Source organism: Ruegeria sp. D3 (assembly GCF_056534465.1).
This window is the reverse complement of sequence record NZ_JBQFPK010000001.1, coordinates 464830-480554: the sequence shown is the minus strand read 5'-3', so window position 1 is coordinate 480554 and position 15725 is coordinate 464830. Positions and strand designations below refer to the sequence as shown.

The following is a 15725-nucleotide window of genomic DNA, read 5'->3' as shown; positions in this document are numbered from 1 at the left end:
GCCCGAATTACGATTAAGCGAAGACATGCGTGTGCGGCCTTTGAAAAAAGGACCCGAAAAACCGGAAGCAAACAAAATCAGAGTGGACCCCGATCAAAGGTCCGAAACTGACGAAATTCAGAAACGCGCTGAATATTCCCTTCGGCGCGCTACGTCGCAGCCTGATAAAGGTCACGGTACTAAGGGCTGCGATGCTGGGGTGGCCGATGCTGAAGGGCTCGGTCCTGAAACCGCCAGAAAGGAGACCGCGCGGGTCCCCCCCCTGTCGCGCTCCAAAGGCGGTGCGAGTATTGGCACCACTATCGAGGCCAAGGCGAACCTACCTTTGCCGTTGAAGAAAAGCGGCGGCGGAGATGGTAATGGGCCACCCCAGACCTTTCACAAACGCACCCCGCCCGAGGATTTTCAGCGTACCCTGCAAGTCTCGCTGCGTGCTATTCTGCGCAACCTTGCCTTTGTACTGGTCCTGACCTGTGCGACGAATATCCTTATTCTGGCGATCCCGATTTACCTGTTTCAGATCAGTGACCGCGTGCTGACCAGTCGATCGCTGGATACGTTGATCATGCTGACCGCGATCGTGGCTGGCGCTGTCATCTTTCAGTCGGCCTTCGATGCGGTGCGTCGCTTCATGCTGATGCGAACTGCGGTCGAGGTTAATGCGCGGCTGGGTGCTCCGATCCTCAGCGCGGCCGCTCATGCTTCGTTGCATGGCACAGGGCGCGAATATCAGACATTGGGTGATCTTCAGCAGGTACGAGGTTTTCTTGTATCGGGGACTTTGATCTCGTTTCTGGACGTGCCATTTGCACCGTTGTTCATCCTTATGATCTTTCTGGTTCATCCCCAGCTGGGTATGATCGTGATCGTGACGGCGCTTTTGTTGATGGTCATTGCCCTTATCAACCAACGTATGACCGCCGGACCCTTTGCCGAGGCCAACCGGGCGCAATCCATGGCCAACCAGCATTTGGATTCGATGTCGCGCAACAGCCAGATTATAAATGCTCTGGCCATGATCCCCGAGGCCGTGCGTATTTGGGGCCGAGACACAGCGCAGTCACTGACGTGGCAAGTGCGGGCACAGGACCGGAACGTTATTTTCGCCGCTATTTCGCGAGCGGTGCGTTTGCTGACACAGATAGCCATTCTGGGGTGGGGGGCATTCCTGGCCCTGCAGGGCGAAATCACGGGCGGGATGGTGATCGCGGCGTCGATCATTGCCGGGCGGGCTTTTGCGCCCATCGAAGGCTCCATCGAAGGGTGGAACGGTTTCCTGCTGACACGTGGGGCTTACGGGCGGATCAAGAACTTGCTGTCCAACTCGGCGCTTCAGTTCGAGAAACTGCGTTTGCCGCGGCCAGAAGGGCGGTTGGATGTGGAACGGTTGCTTTTTGTCCCCGGCGGCACCAAGCGCGTTGTATTGAACGGGATCAGCTTTGCGCTGAATCCGGGTGAGACTCTGGCGATCATTGGCAACTCGGGCGCGGGTAAGACCACGTTGGGCAAAACACTGGTCGGATCGATTTTGCCGACATCCGGCAGTGTGCGTCTGGACCTGATGGATATCCGCAACTGGGATCCGCGCCAATTCGGCGAAAGCATCGGCTATCTGCCGCAGGATGTGCAGCTGTTTCCGGGCACCATCAAGGACAACATTGGCCGTATGCGCGAAGATGCAACGGACGAACAGATCCACGATGCTGCCGTTCTAGCCGATGTCCACAATATGATCGCCACGTTGCCCCAAGGGTATGAGACTGTTGTAGCCGCCGATGGCTCGCCACTGTCTGGCGGTCAAAAGCAGCGGATTGCCCTTGCGCGTGCCTTCTTTGGAAATCCGCGGCTTGTGGTTCTGGATGAGCCGAACTCGAACCTTGATGTGGCCGGAGATCAGGCGCTGGCACGGGCCATCGCTCAGGCCAAGGAAAACAAGATTACGGTCGTGGTGATTACGCAGAAGCCAACGCTGTTGAACGTGGTCGACAAGATCATGCTGCTGACGGATGGACGTGTTGCTTTGTTCGGGCAGCGCGAACAGGTGCTGCAACAATTGAACGGCCCGCGCAAACAGGCTGGGATTGAAGGCCAGCAGAAAGGGGATGCGTAATGAATGATCTCGTGCCGGTCAATAATGACCCCAAAGACCCAACTGTCTGGTACGCTGAAGTACCGCGCTCGATCAACCGATTGGTCGTAGTTGGTTTAGTCATGCTGGTCGTCTGCTTTGGCGGCTTTGGCGTCTGGTCTTTCAGCGCACCGCTAGCTGCTGCGGTGATTGCGCAGGGAAGTTTCGTGGCCACTGGTCGCAACAAGATCGTACAGCATCTTGAGGGCGGGATCATTGAAAACATCAAAGTGATTGAAGGCCAGTCGGTTCAGGCGGGGGAAGTGTTGATGACGCTGGACCAAACTTCGGCCGAGGCCAATGAACGAGAACTGTTCATTCGCAAAATCCGCTTGCAAGCCATGTCTGAACGTCTTGAGGCCGAACACAATGAGATGGATCAGTTGGAGTTTTCCGCCGAGTTGCTTTCGGCCACTGACGATGTCGAAGTCATGACCATTCTTGATGGCCAGAAGATCAGCTTCGAAGTATCCCGCAAAACCCTGCTGAATGATATCGCATTGTTGGAACGCAACATGGAGGCCCTCAGGATCAGGTCCAGCGGGTTTGAGGCGCAACTGGACAGTATGAAACGTCGCGCGGAAATCCTGCAGGAAGAATTTGAAACCAAAAAGGCGTTGTTTGACAAAGGCTTGGTTCGAAAGGGAGATCTGAACACGATCCGTCGCGTGCAGGCTGAGGCGGAGGGACAGCAGGCGAGGCTCGCGGCTGAGACGGCGGAAATCAACCAGATGTTGCTGAAGTATGACGAACAGATCACGCGGACACGTTCGGCCTATCGCGAAGCCGCGTTGGATGAGTTGGGTGTGATTGCAGCCGATCTGGAAAGTGTCCGCGAAAAGGCACGTCAGGCGCGCAGTGTTCTGGATCGTGCCGTTGTTCGCGCACCAGTCACGGGGACTGTTGTAAGGCTTCACTATCACACACCTGGGGGCGTGATCGAAACTGGCGAGCCTATTGCTGAAATCCTACCTGCCGATGCGCCCCTTATCATCGAGGCGCAAATTCCCCGAACCGAAATTGACAGTGTGGGCAAGGGCCAGAACGCTACAGTGCGTTTGGTGGCGCTGAACCAACGCACGACGCCAGTACTAAGCGGTGAGGTGTTCTATGTCTCGGCGGATGCTCTGGTCGAAGACTCGTCAGGAACGCCTCAAGAAGTATACTTGGCCCGGATTTCACTGGCCCCGGACGAGATTGACCGGGTACGGGGCTTTATCCCCACTCCGGGTATGCCTGCCGAGATCATGATTCAAACCGAAGAACGCACTTTTGCTGCTTATATCGCCAAACCGGTGACGGACAGTATGTCGCGTGCCTTCCGCGAGCATTGATTACGGGTGTAGGGTCTTCAACCTACACCTTCCAGTTTTCGCATGTTATCTTGTCGGGAACACCAACAGGAGAAACGCCTATGTCCTTAACCGTGAAAGAGATGATGGAAGCCGCGAACGCCGCTGTTGAACGGATAGATATGGCCCGCGCGGCCGAGGTTCTGGGGCAGGGTGGTTTACTACTGGACGTACGTGATGGGGCTGAATTGCAGAAAACGGGTCGGGCTGCAGGCGCGCATCACATCTCAAGGGGGATGTTGGAGTTTCATGCCGACGATGCGTTGCAATCTCATGACCCCGAGCTGCGTAAGGATCGTCCCATTGTTCTGTATTGCGCAGCCGGAGGTCGCGCGGCGCTGGCGGGCAAGTTGTTAAAGGATATGGGATACGCGCAGGTTTATAACCTGGGTGGATTCAAAGACTGGGTTGAAGGTGGCGGCGACGTCGCGGGTTCCTGAAGCGAATGACTTGAAGCAGAATGTCAAAGGATCCACGCGGTAACAGCCGCGCCGGTCGCTTTTGCGGACTTTCTCCTAGGCGTTCAGGAAGGCCCGAACCGAAGCCTCGAATTCACGCGGTTTTTCGGCGTGCAACCAATGTCCCGCACCGGGTATTTTGGCGAAGCGCGCAGTAGGAAACAGCGCCCGGATCGCGGGGCGGTATTTGGGCAGCACATAGTCAGATTCAGCCCCGGAAAGAAACAGGGTCGGTTTGTCCCATGTGCCTGTCAGCTCGGGAAAGCCCATGATTTTCGGCATCTCGGCAGACAGAGTATCCAGATTCAGCAACCACCGCTGACCCTTAATGTCCAGCGATTGGGTGAAAAAGCTCTGTAAGGCTTTCTCGACACCTTGTTCGGCCAGTTGCTGTTCGGCATCTGACCGACGCGTGACAGATGACAGGTCAACGGCGCGCATTGCCTCGATGAACTGGATCTGGCTATGCGTATAAGTAACGGGCGCGATGTCAGCGACCACCAGCTTGCGCAGATTCTCGCCATGCAGCAAGGCCAGCGTCATGGCCGCCTTGCCGCCCATCGAATGACCGAGCACATCCGCCTGTCCACCAAAATGATCAATCACCTCTGCCAGGTCATCGGCCATGCTCGGGTAGTCATGTTGTGTCGTCCACTTACTGTTGGAGTGGTTTCTCATGTCGACGGCCACGACCTGTCGCTCATCAGACATTCTGCGTGCAATGACACCCCAGTTTCGACCCGAGCCATATAGCCCATGGGCAATCAGCAAAGGCGGGTTTGAAGTCGGTTCACCATGGATGATCGTGTTCAGCATGTCCGTGTGATACCTGTCGTGCCGACAAACAGCCAGCCCCATTGTGGCGCGTGTCCGGCCCGGATACAGTGCCGCGGCAGGAGGCCCCGATATGGCGCAAAACCCCGACATCCAAACTCAAATCGCGCAGACCGTGCAGTTGTTGCGCGACAAGTTGGGTGTGCAGGACAAGACTCTGACGGCCTCGGTCAGAAAAGCCAAACGTCAATTGCCCCGGCGCATTTACAAACAGGCGCTGCTTTTGGCCGATGCCGAGCAGATGGCGGCCCATCCCAAGCTGAGGCTGGTGCTGGACACGCGCAAACTGGCCCGCGCGTCAGAAGAGGTGCAGGATCATCTGACCGGCATAAATCTGGCCGACCGCAGGCTGGGCTGGTTTCTGGGAATGCTGGGTGGGTTGGCTTTCAACTTGTTGGCCCTGTCGGTTCTGCTTCTTTTGTTTCTGCGGTGGCAGGGCTTCATATGAAAAACGGCGCCGCTGGGGCGCCGTTCAACTTTTTGATATCCTGACGTTCTACAGGTTCGGATAGATCGGGAAGCGCGCGCACAGTTCGGCCACTTCGGCCTTGACCTTGGCTTCGACCGCGCCGTTACCTTCTTCGCCATTAGCGGCCAGACCGTCGACCACTTCGATGATCCAATCCGCGATCTGGCGGAACTCGACCTCACCAAACCCACGAGTGGTTCCTGCGGGCGAGCCCAGGCGAATGCCCGACGTGATGGTTGGCTTTTCGGGGTCGAACGGAACGCCGTTCTTGTTGCAGGTGATGTGCGCACGACCCAAGGCTTTCTCGGTCGCGTTGCCCTTAACGCCTTTGGGGCGCAGGTCGACCAGAACCACATGGGTGTCGGTGCCGTGGGTGACCGTGTCCAGACCGCCTTTGATCAGCTGGTCCGACAGCGCCTGCGCGTTGGTCACGACCTGTTGGATGTAGGTTTTGAACTCGGGGCGCAGCGCCTCACCAAAGGCGACAGCTTTACCAGCGATGACGTGCATCAGCGGGCCGCCCTGAATGCCGGGGAAGATGGCCGAGTTCACTTTCTTGGCGATCGCCTCGTCATTGGTCAGGATCATGCCACCGCGGGGACCGCGCAGGGTCTTGTGGGTGGTGGTGGTGGCCACATGCGCATGCGGGAAGGGGCTCGGATGCTCGCCTGCTGCAACCAGACCGGCAAAGTGCGCCATATCCACGTGCAGGTAAGCGCCGACCATATCGGCAATCTCGCGCATGCGGGCAAAGTCGATCTGGCGCGGGATGGCCGAGCCACCTGCGATGATCAGCTTGGGCTGGTGCTCTTTCGCCAGCGCCTCGACCTGATCATAGTCCAGCATGTTGTCTTGCTGGCGCACGCCGTATTGAACAGCCTTGAACCACTTGCCGGACTGGTTCGGGGCTGCGCCGTGGGTCAGGTGGCCTCCTGCGTCCAGGCTCATGCCCAGAATGGTGTCGCCGGGCTGGATCAGCGCCTGGAACACACCCTGGTTGGCTTGGCTGCCCGAGTTCGGCTGAACGTTGGCAAATCCGCAGCCAAACAGTTCTTTGGCGCGATCGATGGCCAGATTTTCGGCGACATCAACGAACTGGCAACCGCCATAATAACGACGACCCGGATAGCCTTCGGCATATTTGTTGGTCATCACCGAACCCTGCGCTTCCATCACCGCGGCAGACACGATGTTCTCGGATGCGATCAGTTCGATCTCGTCGCGCTGACGTCCCAGCTCGGATGTAATCGAGCCGAACAGCTCGGGATCACGGTCAGCGAGGGATTGGGTGAAAAATCCGGTATCACGAAGATTGGCGTTCATGGGGGCTCCACATACTGGGGGGTAATTTGCGGATTTCCTATCGGAAACTGGCAAGCGGCAAAAGGCTTAAAGCGACGATTTGGCCAACTGCGGCGTCAAGACTGGCCTATCGGGGAAAGGTATGGTTGTTTCGGAACCAAATGTGCAGCACCGGAAACCGCAACAGATGATTCAGAGAATCGCTTTTCTTGCCAGCGACGCCAAAGTGGCGCAAACCGCGCGCGACACGCTGGTAAGGCGTTATGGCAACGCAGCGCCGCGTGATGCGGACGTGGTCGTTGCGCTGGGCGGCGATGGCTTCATGCTGCACACGCTGCACAACATGCAGCATCTGGATACGCCTGTTTACGGCATGAACCGTGGCACCATCGGATTTCTGATGAACGAGTTTCATGAGACTGACCTGATGGAACGCCTTGATGTAGCGATAGAAGAGGTCATCAATCCACTGGCCATGCGCGCGATGGACCAGTCCGGCAAGATGCATGAGGCGCTTGCGATCAACGAGGTATCCCTGCTGCGGGCCGGTCCGCAGGCCGCACGGCTCAAGATCAGTGTGGACGGACGGGTTCGCATGGACGAGTTGGTCTGTGATGGGGCGCTGTTGTCTACGCCTGCGGGGTCCACGGCCTATAATTACTCGGCCCATGGTCCGATTCTGCCGATTGGGTCCGATGTTCTGGCCCTGACCGCGATCGCCGCGTTTCGCCCGCGCAGGTGGCGGGGTGCTTTGTTGCCCAAGATCGCCAAGGTTCGGTTTGATGTGCTGGACGCGGATAAACGCCCGGTCATGGCCGACGCCGATTCTATCTCGTTCCCGGATATCGACTGGGTCGAGATCAGGTCCGAGCCTTCGATCCAGCATCGCATCCTTTTCGACCCCGGTCATGGGCTGGAAGAACGGCTGATCTCGGAACAATTCACCTGATTTTGCATGTCGATGGCAGATTTTTCGCTCTTATGTGAACCAGTTCACAGGAGATTGATTAACCATGGATTAATGTGAACTTGCCCGGAGACACATCAACGGCGGGAGTGAGTGGCCGCCAACGGTGTTTTCGAAATGAACGCGCAGTTTTCGCGCTGGCAAGGGTAGGTGGTGCTACGCTTGTTATCGGATCTCCGGGCATATTTTAGAAAGTGGGCCCCGGGTACAAAACCCCGGGGTCAATTTCTTTTGGCAGGGGTCAGTTGACCTGATCCATCCTTTCCCACAGCGGTAGGCACATCTGTCCTACCCGTGCTTCGATCGCGGCGGCGGCATCTACGGCCATATCCTCGCGCCAGCGCGCTGCAGCAATCTGGACGTTTATCGGTTGTGGCCCGTTTGGTAGATCGGCCAGACGCGCTGGAACACTGGCGGCGGGAAGGCCAAGGAAATTCATCGCGTAGGAATAGACCGCGCAGCCCAGAACTTCGTGGACGCCTTCGGGGCCTTCGGTGTCACGGTCGGGGCCGAAAAAGGGTTGCGGCAGAAACGGTGACAGAATCAGCGGATAATCCAGCATAAATAATGCCCATTCCCGCGCGTACTGTGTTCGCTTGGCCAACATACCGATCAGCTCGGTTCCGGTGATGGGCGGAAATTCCTGGAAGTATACTTCAAAGATATCGCGGATGGTTTGCGATCCGGCGGCCTCTATATCTGTTTTCAACAAGGTCAGAACTTCACCCATCAACGCGCGATACCCACCGCGCCCGCATTCGAACACGTCGGGTGTGTTCACCTCTTGCACGTCATACCCCGCGTCCATCAGCGCGTCACGGGCGGTGTCCAGCGCTTTGTCGACCTCGGGGTGTAAATCATAGCCGTAGGTGTTCTTGGTAAAGGCAACCTTGATGGGCCCGACGGTCTTGTCCCCGCGCCACGACATGGCAACATGAAACGGATCGCGGGGATCAGCCGCGATCAGGCTGGGCATCGACAGGTGCAAATCCGCAACCGAACGGGTGATCAGCCCTTGCACTGACATGGATTGCGCAAGCAAACCCCGCTCGACCTTTTGACTTGGGTTAAAGGCGGGTACGCGGCCCAGACCTGGCTTCACGGTCACCGCACCGTTGGCGGCCGCTGGAAACCGCAGGCTGCCGCCGATATCATTGCCATGCGCCAAGGCCCCGATCCCCGCCATCACCGCCGCACCGGCACCACCCGAAGATCCACCCGGCGAGATATGCCGCCCCCACGGGTTATACGTGCGGCCGTGCAGTTCGTTATCCGTGTCGGCACGAAACGAGAATTCGGGTGTATTGGTACGGCCGATCACAATAGCACCTGCGTTTTGCAGATTTCTGACGACCGGGGCATCATCGGGTGCAATCACATCCTTTAAAGCGACGACGCCGTTCGTGGTTGCATGCCCTCTTTGATCGACGTTGATCTTTATGGTGACAGGCACGCCGTGCAGTGGGCCGGGTTCCGCGCCCCCGGCGACTGCATTGTCCAGTTCACGCGCATGGCTGACGGCCTCGGTTTTGAGGTCTTCGACGACGGCATTGAGGTCGGGATTGACCTGATGCATCCTGTCGATCGAGGATTTTATAGCGTCTTCCGCGCTGATCTCGCCCTTGCGGGTCAGGTTCGTCAGGTCGGTGGCGTTCAGACGCCATAAGTCACGTATTGTCATGGGGCCTCACTGTCTTAGTCAGACTGTAGAGGCCCCAAGGCGGGTTGCAAGGGCAGGGGTGCAGCAGCGCTGCACTGTGCTCTATTTCTGGGCGTAGCCGAGTGTTTTCAGGGCGTCTGTGATCTCGTCCAGAATGGCCGGATCGTCGATGGTTGCGGGCGTTTTGTAGTCCTTGCTGTCGGCAATCGACACCATCGTCCCGCGCAAGATCTTGCCCGACCGCGTCTTGGGCAGGCGATCCACCACAACAGCCTGTTTGAAGGCTGCGACTGGGCCGATCTTGTCGCGTACCAGCTTAACCACATCCTGCACGACCTCACCGTGGTCACGATCACAACCTGCATTCAGGCAAAGGAAGCCAACCGGCATCTGGCCCTTCAACTGATCGGTTACGCCGATCACGGCGCATTCCGCTACGTCGGGGTGAGAGGCCAGAACCTCTTCCATACCGCCAGTAGACAGGCGGTGACCCGCGACGTTGATCACGTCATCGGTGCGGGCCATGATGTATAGGTACCCGTCCTCATCGATCATGCCCGCGTCGCCGGTTTCATAGTAGCCGGGGAAATGCTCAAGATATGCGCTTTTGAACCGTTCTTCAGCATTCCACAGTGTTGGCAAAGTGCCGGGGGGAAGGGGAAGCTTTACTGCGATGGCGCCCAACTCTCCGGCTTTCATGGGGTGGCCGCCTTCGTCCAGGATCTGCACGTCATAACCAGGCATCGGCTTGGCGGGTGACCCAAGTTTGATCGGCAGTTCCTCGATCCCAAGCGGGTTTCCTGCGATGGGCCAGCCGGTTTCAGTTTGCCACCAATGATCGATCACCGGTACTTTCAGTGCATCCTGCGCCCAGACGATCGTGTCCGGGTCAGCCCGCTCACCGGCAAGGTAAAGCGCGCCCAAATGGGACATGTCGTAGTTGTTGATCAGTTCACCTTGCGGGTCCTCGCGTTTGACCGCACGGATCGCTGTTGGTGCGGTGAAAAAGCTTTTGACCTTGTGTTCGGAAATAACGCGCCAGAACGTACCGGCGTCGGGTGTGCCCACCGGCTTGCCTTCGAACACGATCGTGGTGTTTCCGTGGATCAACGGCGCGTAACAAATGTAAGAGTGACCCACGACCCACCCCACGTCGGATGCTGCCCAGAACACGTCACCGGGGTCCACATTGTAGATATTCTTCATCGTCCAGTTCAGCGCCACCAAATGGCCTGCGGTGGGGCGAACGACACCTTTGGGCGCACCTGTCGTACCCGAGGTGTAGAGGATATAGGCCGGGTCGTTGCCGGCGACCGGAACACACTCGGCCGGTTCGACACCGTATTGGAAGCCATGCCAGTTGAAGTCGCGACCTTCAATCAGTTGTGCAACCTCTTGCTCGCGTTGGAAAATAACGCAGAAATCGGGTTTGTGCTCGGCCAAATCGATGGCCCCGTCCAATAGGGGTTTGTAGTGGACAACGCGCCCGGGCTCCATCCCGCACGAGGCGGCGATGATTGCTTTGGGTTTCGCATCGTCGATCCGAACAGCCAACTCGTTGCTGGCAAAGCCTCCAAAGACCACCGAATGTACGGCCCCAAGACGGGCGCAGGCTAGCATGGCCTCCAACGCTTCGGGGATCATGGGCATGTAGATAATGACCCGGTCGCCTTTTTCCACGCCCTTGGCCCGCAATGCACCGGCCAGCATCGCGACGCGATTACGCAGCTCGACATACGAGATCTCGCGCTTGGTGTGGGTGATAGGGCTGTCGTAGATTATTGCCGTCTGCTCGGCGCGGCCGTTTTCCACGTGGCGATCCACGGCGTTCCAGCATGTGTTGACTTGGGCGTCCGAGAACCATTCGTAGATCGGAGCGTTGTCGTCGAACAGGGCTTTGGTCGGTGGACGCACCCAGTCGATGCTTTTGGCGGCCTCCATCCAAAATTCGTCCGGGTTGGATTTCCAGCTGTCGAAAACGTCCTGGTAAGCCACGATGATCTCCTCCGATAGTTCAGTGCGCTTTGTGTAAAGTGGCCGAAGGGTAACGGACAAGCGACGCTTAAGTCGGAGCGTCACTTTATCGCAAAATATTTGCATATCTTTGGAAGTTGAGGTGCAAATTTTTGCAAATGCACTTTTTGGGCGCAGTATGGTGGGTATCGTGGGGAATTTTTGCAAAGTTGCAAAGAGGGCTGAGCAAACAAGTCTCAGAATCATACCGGGCGCCTTAGCTGGCGCCCGGTTCGAATTATTGAGAGATTAGGTTACACGACTACCCGTAGTGGGTAACGGGCGTACCCGCTATTGCGGCCATGTTCAGCAACCCACGCGCGGTGATTGATGGCGTCACGATATGCGCCTTGTTGCCCATCCCCATCAGGATCGGCCCAACCTCCAGCCCGTCCGCTTTCATTTTCAGAATGTTTCGCACGCCACTGGCCGCGTCAGAATGCGCGAAGATCAACACATTCGCGGCACCCTCCATGCGGGAATTCGGGAAGATGCGCGAGCGCAGCTCGGGGTCTAGCGCAAGGTCAAGATTCATCTCGCCCTCATAGGTAAAGTCACGCGGCTCCGAGTCCAGAATATCCAGCGCCGCCCGCAGACGTTTGCCTGACCCTTCCGCCTGATTGCCAAACTGGGATTGCGAGCAAAAGGCGATTTTGGGTTCAAGCCCAAAGCGGCGCACGTGACGCGCTGCCCCGATTGTGCTTTCAGCCAGTTCCTCGGGTGAGGGCAGTTGCCGAACATGGGTGTCAGCAATAAACAACGGCCCGTCTTCCAGGATCATCAGCGACAGCGCCCCGTGCGGACGTAAGTCTCCGTCGCTCAAAATTTGTTGCACATAGTTCAAGTGCCAGCGGTACTCGCCAAAGGTTCCGCAGATCATACTGTCTGCATCGCCCCGATGCACGGCAATCGAGGCAATAGCAGTGTTGTTGGTCCGCATGATCGCCTTGGCCAGATCAGGCGTAACGCCACGGCGCTGCATCAGTCCGTGATATGTATTCCAATAATCATAATAGCGCGGGTCGTCTTGCGGGTTTACGATCTGGAAATCCTCACCCGGCCGGACGGTCAGACCCAGCCTTTCGCATCGGGCATCGATTACATCGGGACGACCGATCAGAATCGGGGTCTCGGTAGTTTCTTCCAAAATAGCTTGGGCTGCGCGCAGGACGCGCTCGTCTTCGCCCTCGGCAAAGACGATCTTGCGGGACGCGGCCGAGGCGGCCTCGAACACCGGTCGCATGATCAGCGCCGATTTGAAAACGGTTTGGTTGAGCTGTTCTTTATACGTTTCGATATCGGCAATCGGGCGTTTGGCCACACCGCTCGCCATAGCGGCCTTGGCCACCGAGGATGACACCACGCCCACAAGGCGCGGGTCAAAGGGTTTGGGGATCAGATAGTCGGGACCGAAGGTCAGTTGTTCACCCTTGTAGGCGGCAGCAGCCTCGGCACTGGTGGTGGCGCGGGCCATTTCGGCGATACCGTCGACACAGGCGATCTGCATCTCATCGTTGATCTCGGTTGCGCCAACATCCAGCGCGCCGCGGAAGATGAAGGGAAAGCACAGGACGTTGTTCACCTGATTGGGAAAGTCGCTGCGGCCCGTGGCGATGATTGCATCCGGCGCAACCTCGCGCGCGGCATCGGGCAGAATTTCCGGGTTCGGGTTGGCCAGCGCAAAAATGATCGGGCGGCTAGCCATTTTCGCGACCATCTCGGGCTTGAGCACATTCGGCCCACTAAGGCCAAGGAACAGGTCCGCATCCCCGATCACGTCATCCAGCGTGCGCAGATCGGATTTCTGTGCGAACTGGTCCTTGTGCGGATTCATATCCTCGGCGCGGCCCTCGTAGACCAGACCGTGAATATCGCACAGCCAGATATTCTCGCGCTTGACGCCTAGCTTGACCAACATGGACAGGCAGGCAATCCCCGCCGCCCCGCCGCCGGTCGAGACGACTTTGATATCTTCGAACGATTTGCCGGCAACGTGCAGCGCGTTCTTGGCGGCCGCCCCCACAACGATGGCAGTGCCGTGCTGGTCGTCGTGAAAAACGGGGATATTCATCCGCTCGCGGCAGATTTTCTCGACGACGAAGCAGTCGGGGGCTTTGATGTCTTCAAGGTTGATTGCGCCAAAGGTCGGTTCCAGCGCGCAGACGATATCAGCCAGCTTCTCGGGGTCAGGCTGATCGACCTCGATGTCGAAACAGTCGATACCCGCGAATTTCTTGAACAGGACGGCCTTGCCTTCCATCACCGGTTTTGAGGCCAGCGCACCGATGTTGCCCAGCCCCAATACTGCCGTCCCGTTTGAGACTACCGCCACAAGGTTGCCACGCGCTGTATAAAGCTCGGCATTTTGGGGGTCGGCCTTAATTTCAAGGCTCGCTTCGGCCACGCCGGGTGAGTAGGCGCGCGCCAAGTCGCGACCGTTGGCCATCGGCTTAGTTGCTTTGATCTCTAGCTTTCCGGGCTTTGGATGGGCGTGGTAGTCAAGCGCGGCCTGCCGCAGGCTGGGGGTGTCAGACATTGGCGATTTATCTCCGTTCCGAAATTTGATTGACCGTTAAACCATTTTTTCCGGCTTGGCTACGTTACGTCATTTTGCAGCATGTTTTCGGCGACATGAGCGCGTGAGTTGCATTTCAATTCAAAGTAACTAGTTTCGAGCATCTTCGAAAACCTGTCTTTCAGACGCAAGAACAAAGGCCAGACATGAGCTTTAATGAGGATCTCCGGACTGGTTCCAAAGGGCATATTTACTTTGGGCTTCCTGCTGCTCTGGCCGCAATGGCGCTTGTGTTGGTCGTTATCTCTATCTGGCCGGAACAGGCATCGCGTTTCAACCAAGAGGGCGGCTTGATCGAGACTGGCTCGGCTTTTGCTTTGCTGGCGGCGGGCTTTGCAGCGTTTTACCGCTTTCCCGGCGTCAAGCGCCTGTACATCGGCGTCGTGTGTCTTCTGTTGGCCGAGCGCGAGCTTGAAGCGGATGTCTACTCGGTTGGAACCTTTCCTCATACGATCCTCAGTGGTTTGGACGTGATGCTGGACATGACTGCCGTGCGCATAGTGCTGGCGGTGATCGTGTTGGGTGGGTTGATTTGGCACGGAATTCCGACGGGTTGGCGTGCTTTGAAGGCACGCGCGCCGTTTTTGCTTGTGTTTTTCCTGGCGGGGATGTCGGCGGTGGTCGCGCAACTGCTGGAAGAGGTGTCCGGGATGATGGGCGCGGATATGTCTCAGACCATGATACTGCGCCTGTTTGTGCTGGAAGAAACGCTTGAGATGTTCTTTTCGATTGGCATTCTGGCCGCTGTTCTGATCGGATGGCCGAAAGCCAAGACCGAAGAGACAGTGAATGACCAACAACCAGACCAAAGCTGAGATTCGTCTGCCCACGCAGGAGCTGCGCGACGATATCCCCTTTTTTACCAAGGTGCTGGGGATGCGGATGGATATGATCTATCCCGCCGATGACCCTCGGGTGGCGGTGTTTTCCGGCCATGGGCTGCGGTTGCGTGTCGAAAAGGACGCGCCGGAAAGTCCCGGAACTCTGCGCATACTGACCGATGACCCCGACAGCTTTGCCGACGGGCAGCGCGGCCTAGTGGCCCCGAACGGCACAAAGATCGAGATTGATGAGCTGAATCCGCCCATGGTCATGCCCGACACCGTTCATTCCTTCGTGGTGCGCAGGCTCAAGGATCAGGCCCCGTGGATCATTGGTCGCGCCGGCATGCACTATCGTGATCTGGTGCCTGACCGGCTGGGCGGATCGATCATCGCCAGCCATATCCGCATTCCTGATGGCGGGCCTGTGCCGGACATGGTGCATTTCCACAAGGTCGGGTTCCAACTGATCTTCTGCATCTACGGCTGGGTGGATGTGGTCTATGAAGATCAGGGCGACAAGATGCGCCTGACCGCTGGTGATTGCTTTATCCAGCCACCCGAAATCCGTCACCGCGTGCTTGAGGCCTCGGACAATGTGCAGGTGATAGAGATCGGCGTGCCTGCCGAACATGTCACCGAGATTGACCACGACATGGACCTGCCCACTCAGCACTACCGCCCCGATCGTGAATGGCAGGGGCAAAAGTTCGTCTTCAATCGGGCCGAAGGCGCGGATTGGGTGCCGTTCCGCCTGCCGGGCTATATCTGCCGCGACACCACGATTGCGGAAAACACCAAGGGCGTGGCCGGGGTGCAGGTCGTGCGCAAAGGGCAGGGTGATCCGCAATGGGCTGCCCATGACACAGATATCCATTTCACCTTTGTAATGAACGGCGCGGTCACGTTAGAGGGTGACGGGCGCGAGCCATACCCGCTGGAACAGGGCGACGCGTTTGTGATCCCTCCGGGGATGCGGACGCGCCTGTCGGACCCGTCGGATGATGTGGAACTGCTTGAAGTAACGCTGCCCGGCACGTTCAACACACGGCTGGAGTAAGAATTGCGGCGCGCGGGGCTTCACCTTGGTGCCTTGTTTCACTAGAACAGTATTTTTCTGACCAGATGATCAAAAATTGGGGAATC

Annotated in this window: 12 protein-coding genes; 7 read left to right on the top strand and 5 right to left on the bottom strand. The window is 57.7% G+C overall.

What is annotated here, in order from left to right:
• Nucleotides 1-25 precede the first annotated feature (25 nt).
• From ACR0DX_RS02385 to ACR0DX_RS02375, 3 genes are all read left to right on the top strand, one after another.
• Nucleotides 26-2110 (top strand): type I secretion system permease/ATPase, encoded by a 2085-nt coding sequence (locus tag ACR0DX_RS02385; protein WP_480845038.1) that lies wholly within the window; start codon nt 26-28, stop codon nt 2108-2110.
• Nucleotides 2110-3462, top strand: coding sequence for an HlyD family type I secretion periplasmic adaptor subunit (locus tag ACR0DX_RS02380; RefSeq protein WP_170354729.1), 1353 nt, complete (start codon nt 2110-2112; stop codon nt 3460-3462). The genes ACR0DX_RS02385 and ACR0DX_RS02380 overlap by 1 nt, the downstream gene beginning before the upstream one ends.
• Before the next feature lie 80 nt (nt 3463-3542).
• The gene (locus tag ACR0DX_RS02375; protein WP_170354728.1) at nt 3543-3920 is read left to right on the top strand and encodes a rhodanese-like domain-containing protein; all 378 of its coding nucleotides are present in this window, start codon (nt 3543-3545) and stop codon (nt 3918-3920) included.
• 75 nt (nt 3921-3995) lie between these two features.
• Here ACR0DX_RS02375 and ACR0DX_RS02370 read toward each other — a convergent pair whose 3' ends face one another.
• Nucleotides 3996-4754, bottom strand: a complete 759-nt coding sequence (locus ACR0DX_RS02370; RefSeq protein WP_170724389.1) for an alpha/beta fold hydrolase — start codon at nt 4752-4754, stop codon at nt 3996-3998.
• 91 nt (nt 4755-4845) lie between these two features.
• Here ACR0DX_RS02370 and ACR0DX_RS02365 point away from each other — a divergent pair, with 91 nt between their 5' ends.
• Nucleotides 4846-5220, top strand: a complete 375-nt coding sequence (locus ACR0DX_RS02365; protein WP_170354726.1) for a hypothetical protein — start codon at nt 4846-4848, stop codon at nt 5218-5220.
• 48 nt (nt 5221-5268) lie between these two features.
• On the opposite strand, the gene glyA is transcribed toward ACR0DX_RS02365, so the two are convergent.
• Nucleotides 5269-6564, bottom strand: a complete 1296-nt coding sequence (gene glyA, locus ACR0DX_RS02360; protein ID WP_170354725.1) for a serine hydroxymethyltransferase — start codon at nt 6562-6564, stop codon at nt 5269-5271.
• Between the two features lie 166 nt (nt 6565-6730).
• Here glyA and ACR0DX_RS02355 point away from each other — a divergent pair, with 166 nt between their 5' ends.
• Nucleotides 6731-7492, top strand: a complete 762-nt coding sequence (locus ACR0DX_RS02355) for an NAD kinase (RefSeq protein WP_234899338.1) — start codon at nt 6731-6733, stop codon at nt 7490-7492.
• A gap of 259 nt (nt 7493-7751) precedes the next feature.
• On the opposite strand, the gene ACR0DX_RS02350 is transcribed toward ACR0DX_RS02355, so the two are convergent.
• The 3 genes from ACR0DX_RS02350 to ACR0DX_RS02340 all read right to left on the bottom strand — a co-directional run bounded on the left by ACR0DX_RS02350 (nt 7752) and on the right by ACR0DX_RS02340 (nt 13719).
• Entirely contained in the window at nt 7752-9191 is a 1440-nt protein-coding gene (locus ACR0DX_RS02350) for an amidase family protein (RefSeq protein ID WP_170354723.1), read from the bottom strand.
• An 81-nt stretch (nt 9192-9272) separates the two neighbouring features.
• Nucleotides 9273-11165, bottom strand: a complete 1893-nt coding sequence (gene prpE / locus ACR0DX_RS02345) for a propionate-CoA ligase PrpE (protein ID WP_170354722.1) — start codon at nt 11163-11165, stop codon at nt 9273-9275.
• Between the two features lie 280 nt (nt 11166-11445).
• Complete coding sequence (locus tag ACR0DX_RS02340; RefSeq protein WP_170354721.1) at nt 11446-13719, bottom strand: NADP-dependent malic enzyme; 2274 nt, start codon at nt 13717-13719, stop codon at nt 11446-11448.
• Nucleotides 13720-13904: 185 nt separating this feature from the next.
• Here ACR0DX_RS02340 and ACR0DX_RS02335 point away from each other — a divergent pair, with 185 nt between their 5' ends.
• Together ACR0DX_RS02335 and ACR0DX_RS02330 are read left to right on the top strand one after the other, a co-directional pair.
• Nucleotides 13905-14573 (top strand): HAD family hydrolase, encoded by a 669-nt coding sequence (locus ACR0DX_RS02335; RefSeq protein ID WP_170527045.1) that lies wholly within the window; start codon nt 13905-13907, stop codon nt 14571-14573.
• Nucleotides 14548-15639 carry a cupin domain-containing protein gene (locus ACR0DX_RS02330; protein WP_170354719.1) on the top strand — a complete coding sequence of 364 codons (1092 nt, stop codon included), beginning with the start codon at nt 14548-14550 and terminating at the stop codon, nt 15637-15639. The genes ACR0DX_RS02335 and ACR0DX_RS02330 overlap by 26 nt, the downstream gene beginning before the upstream one ends.
• Nucleotides 15640-15725: the final 86 nt, after the last annotated feature.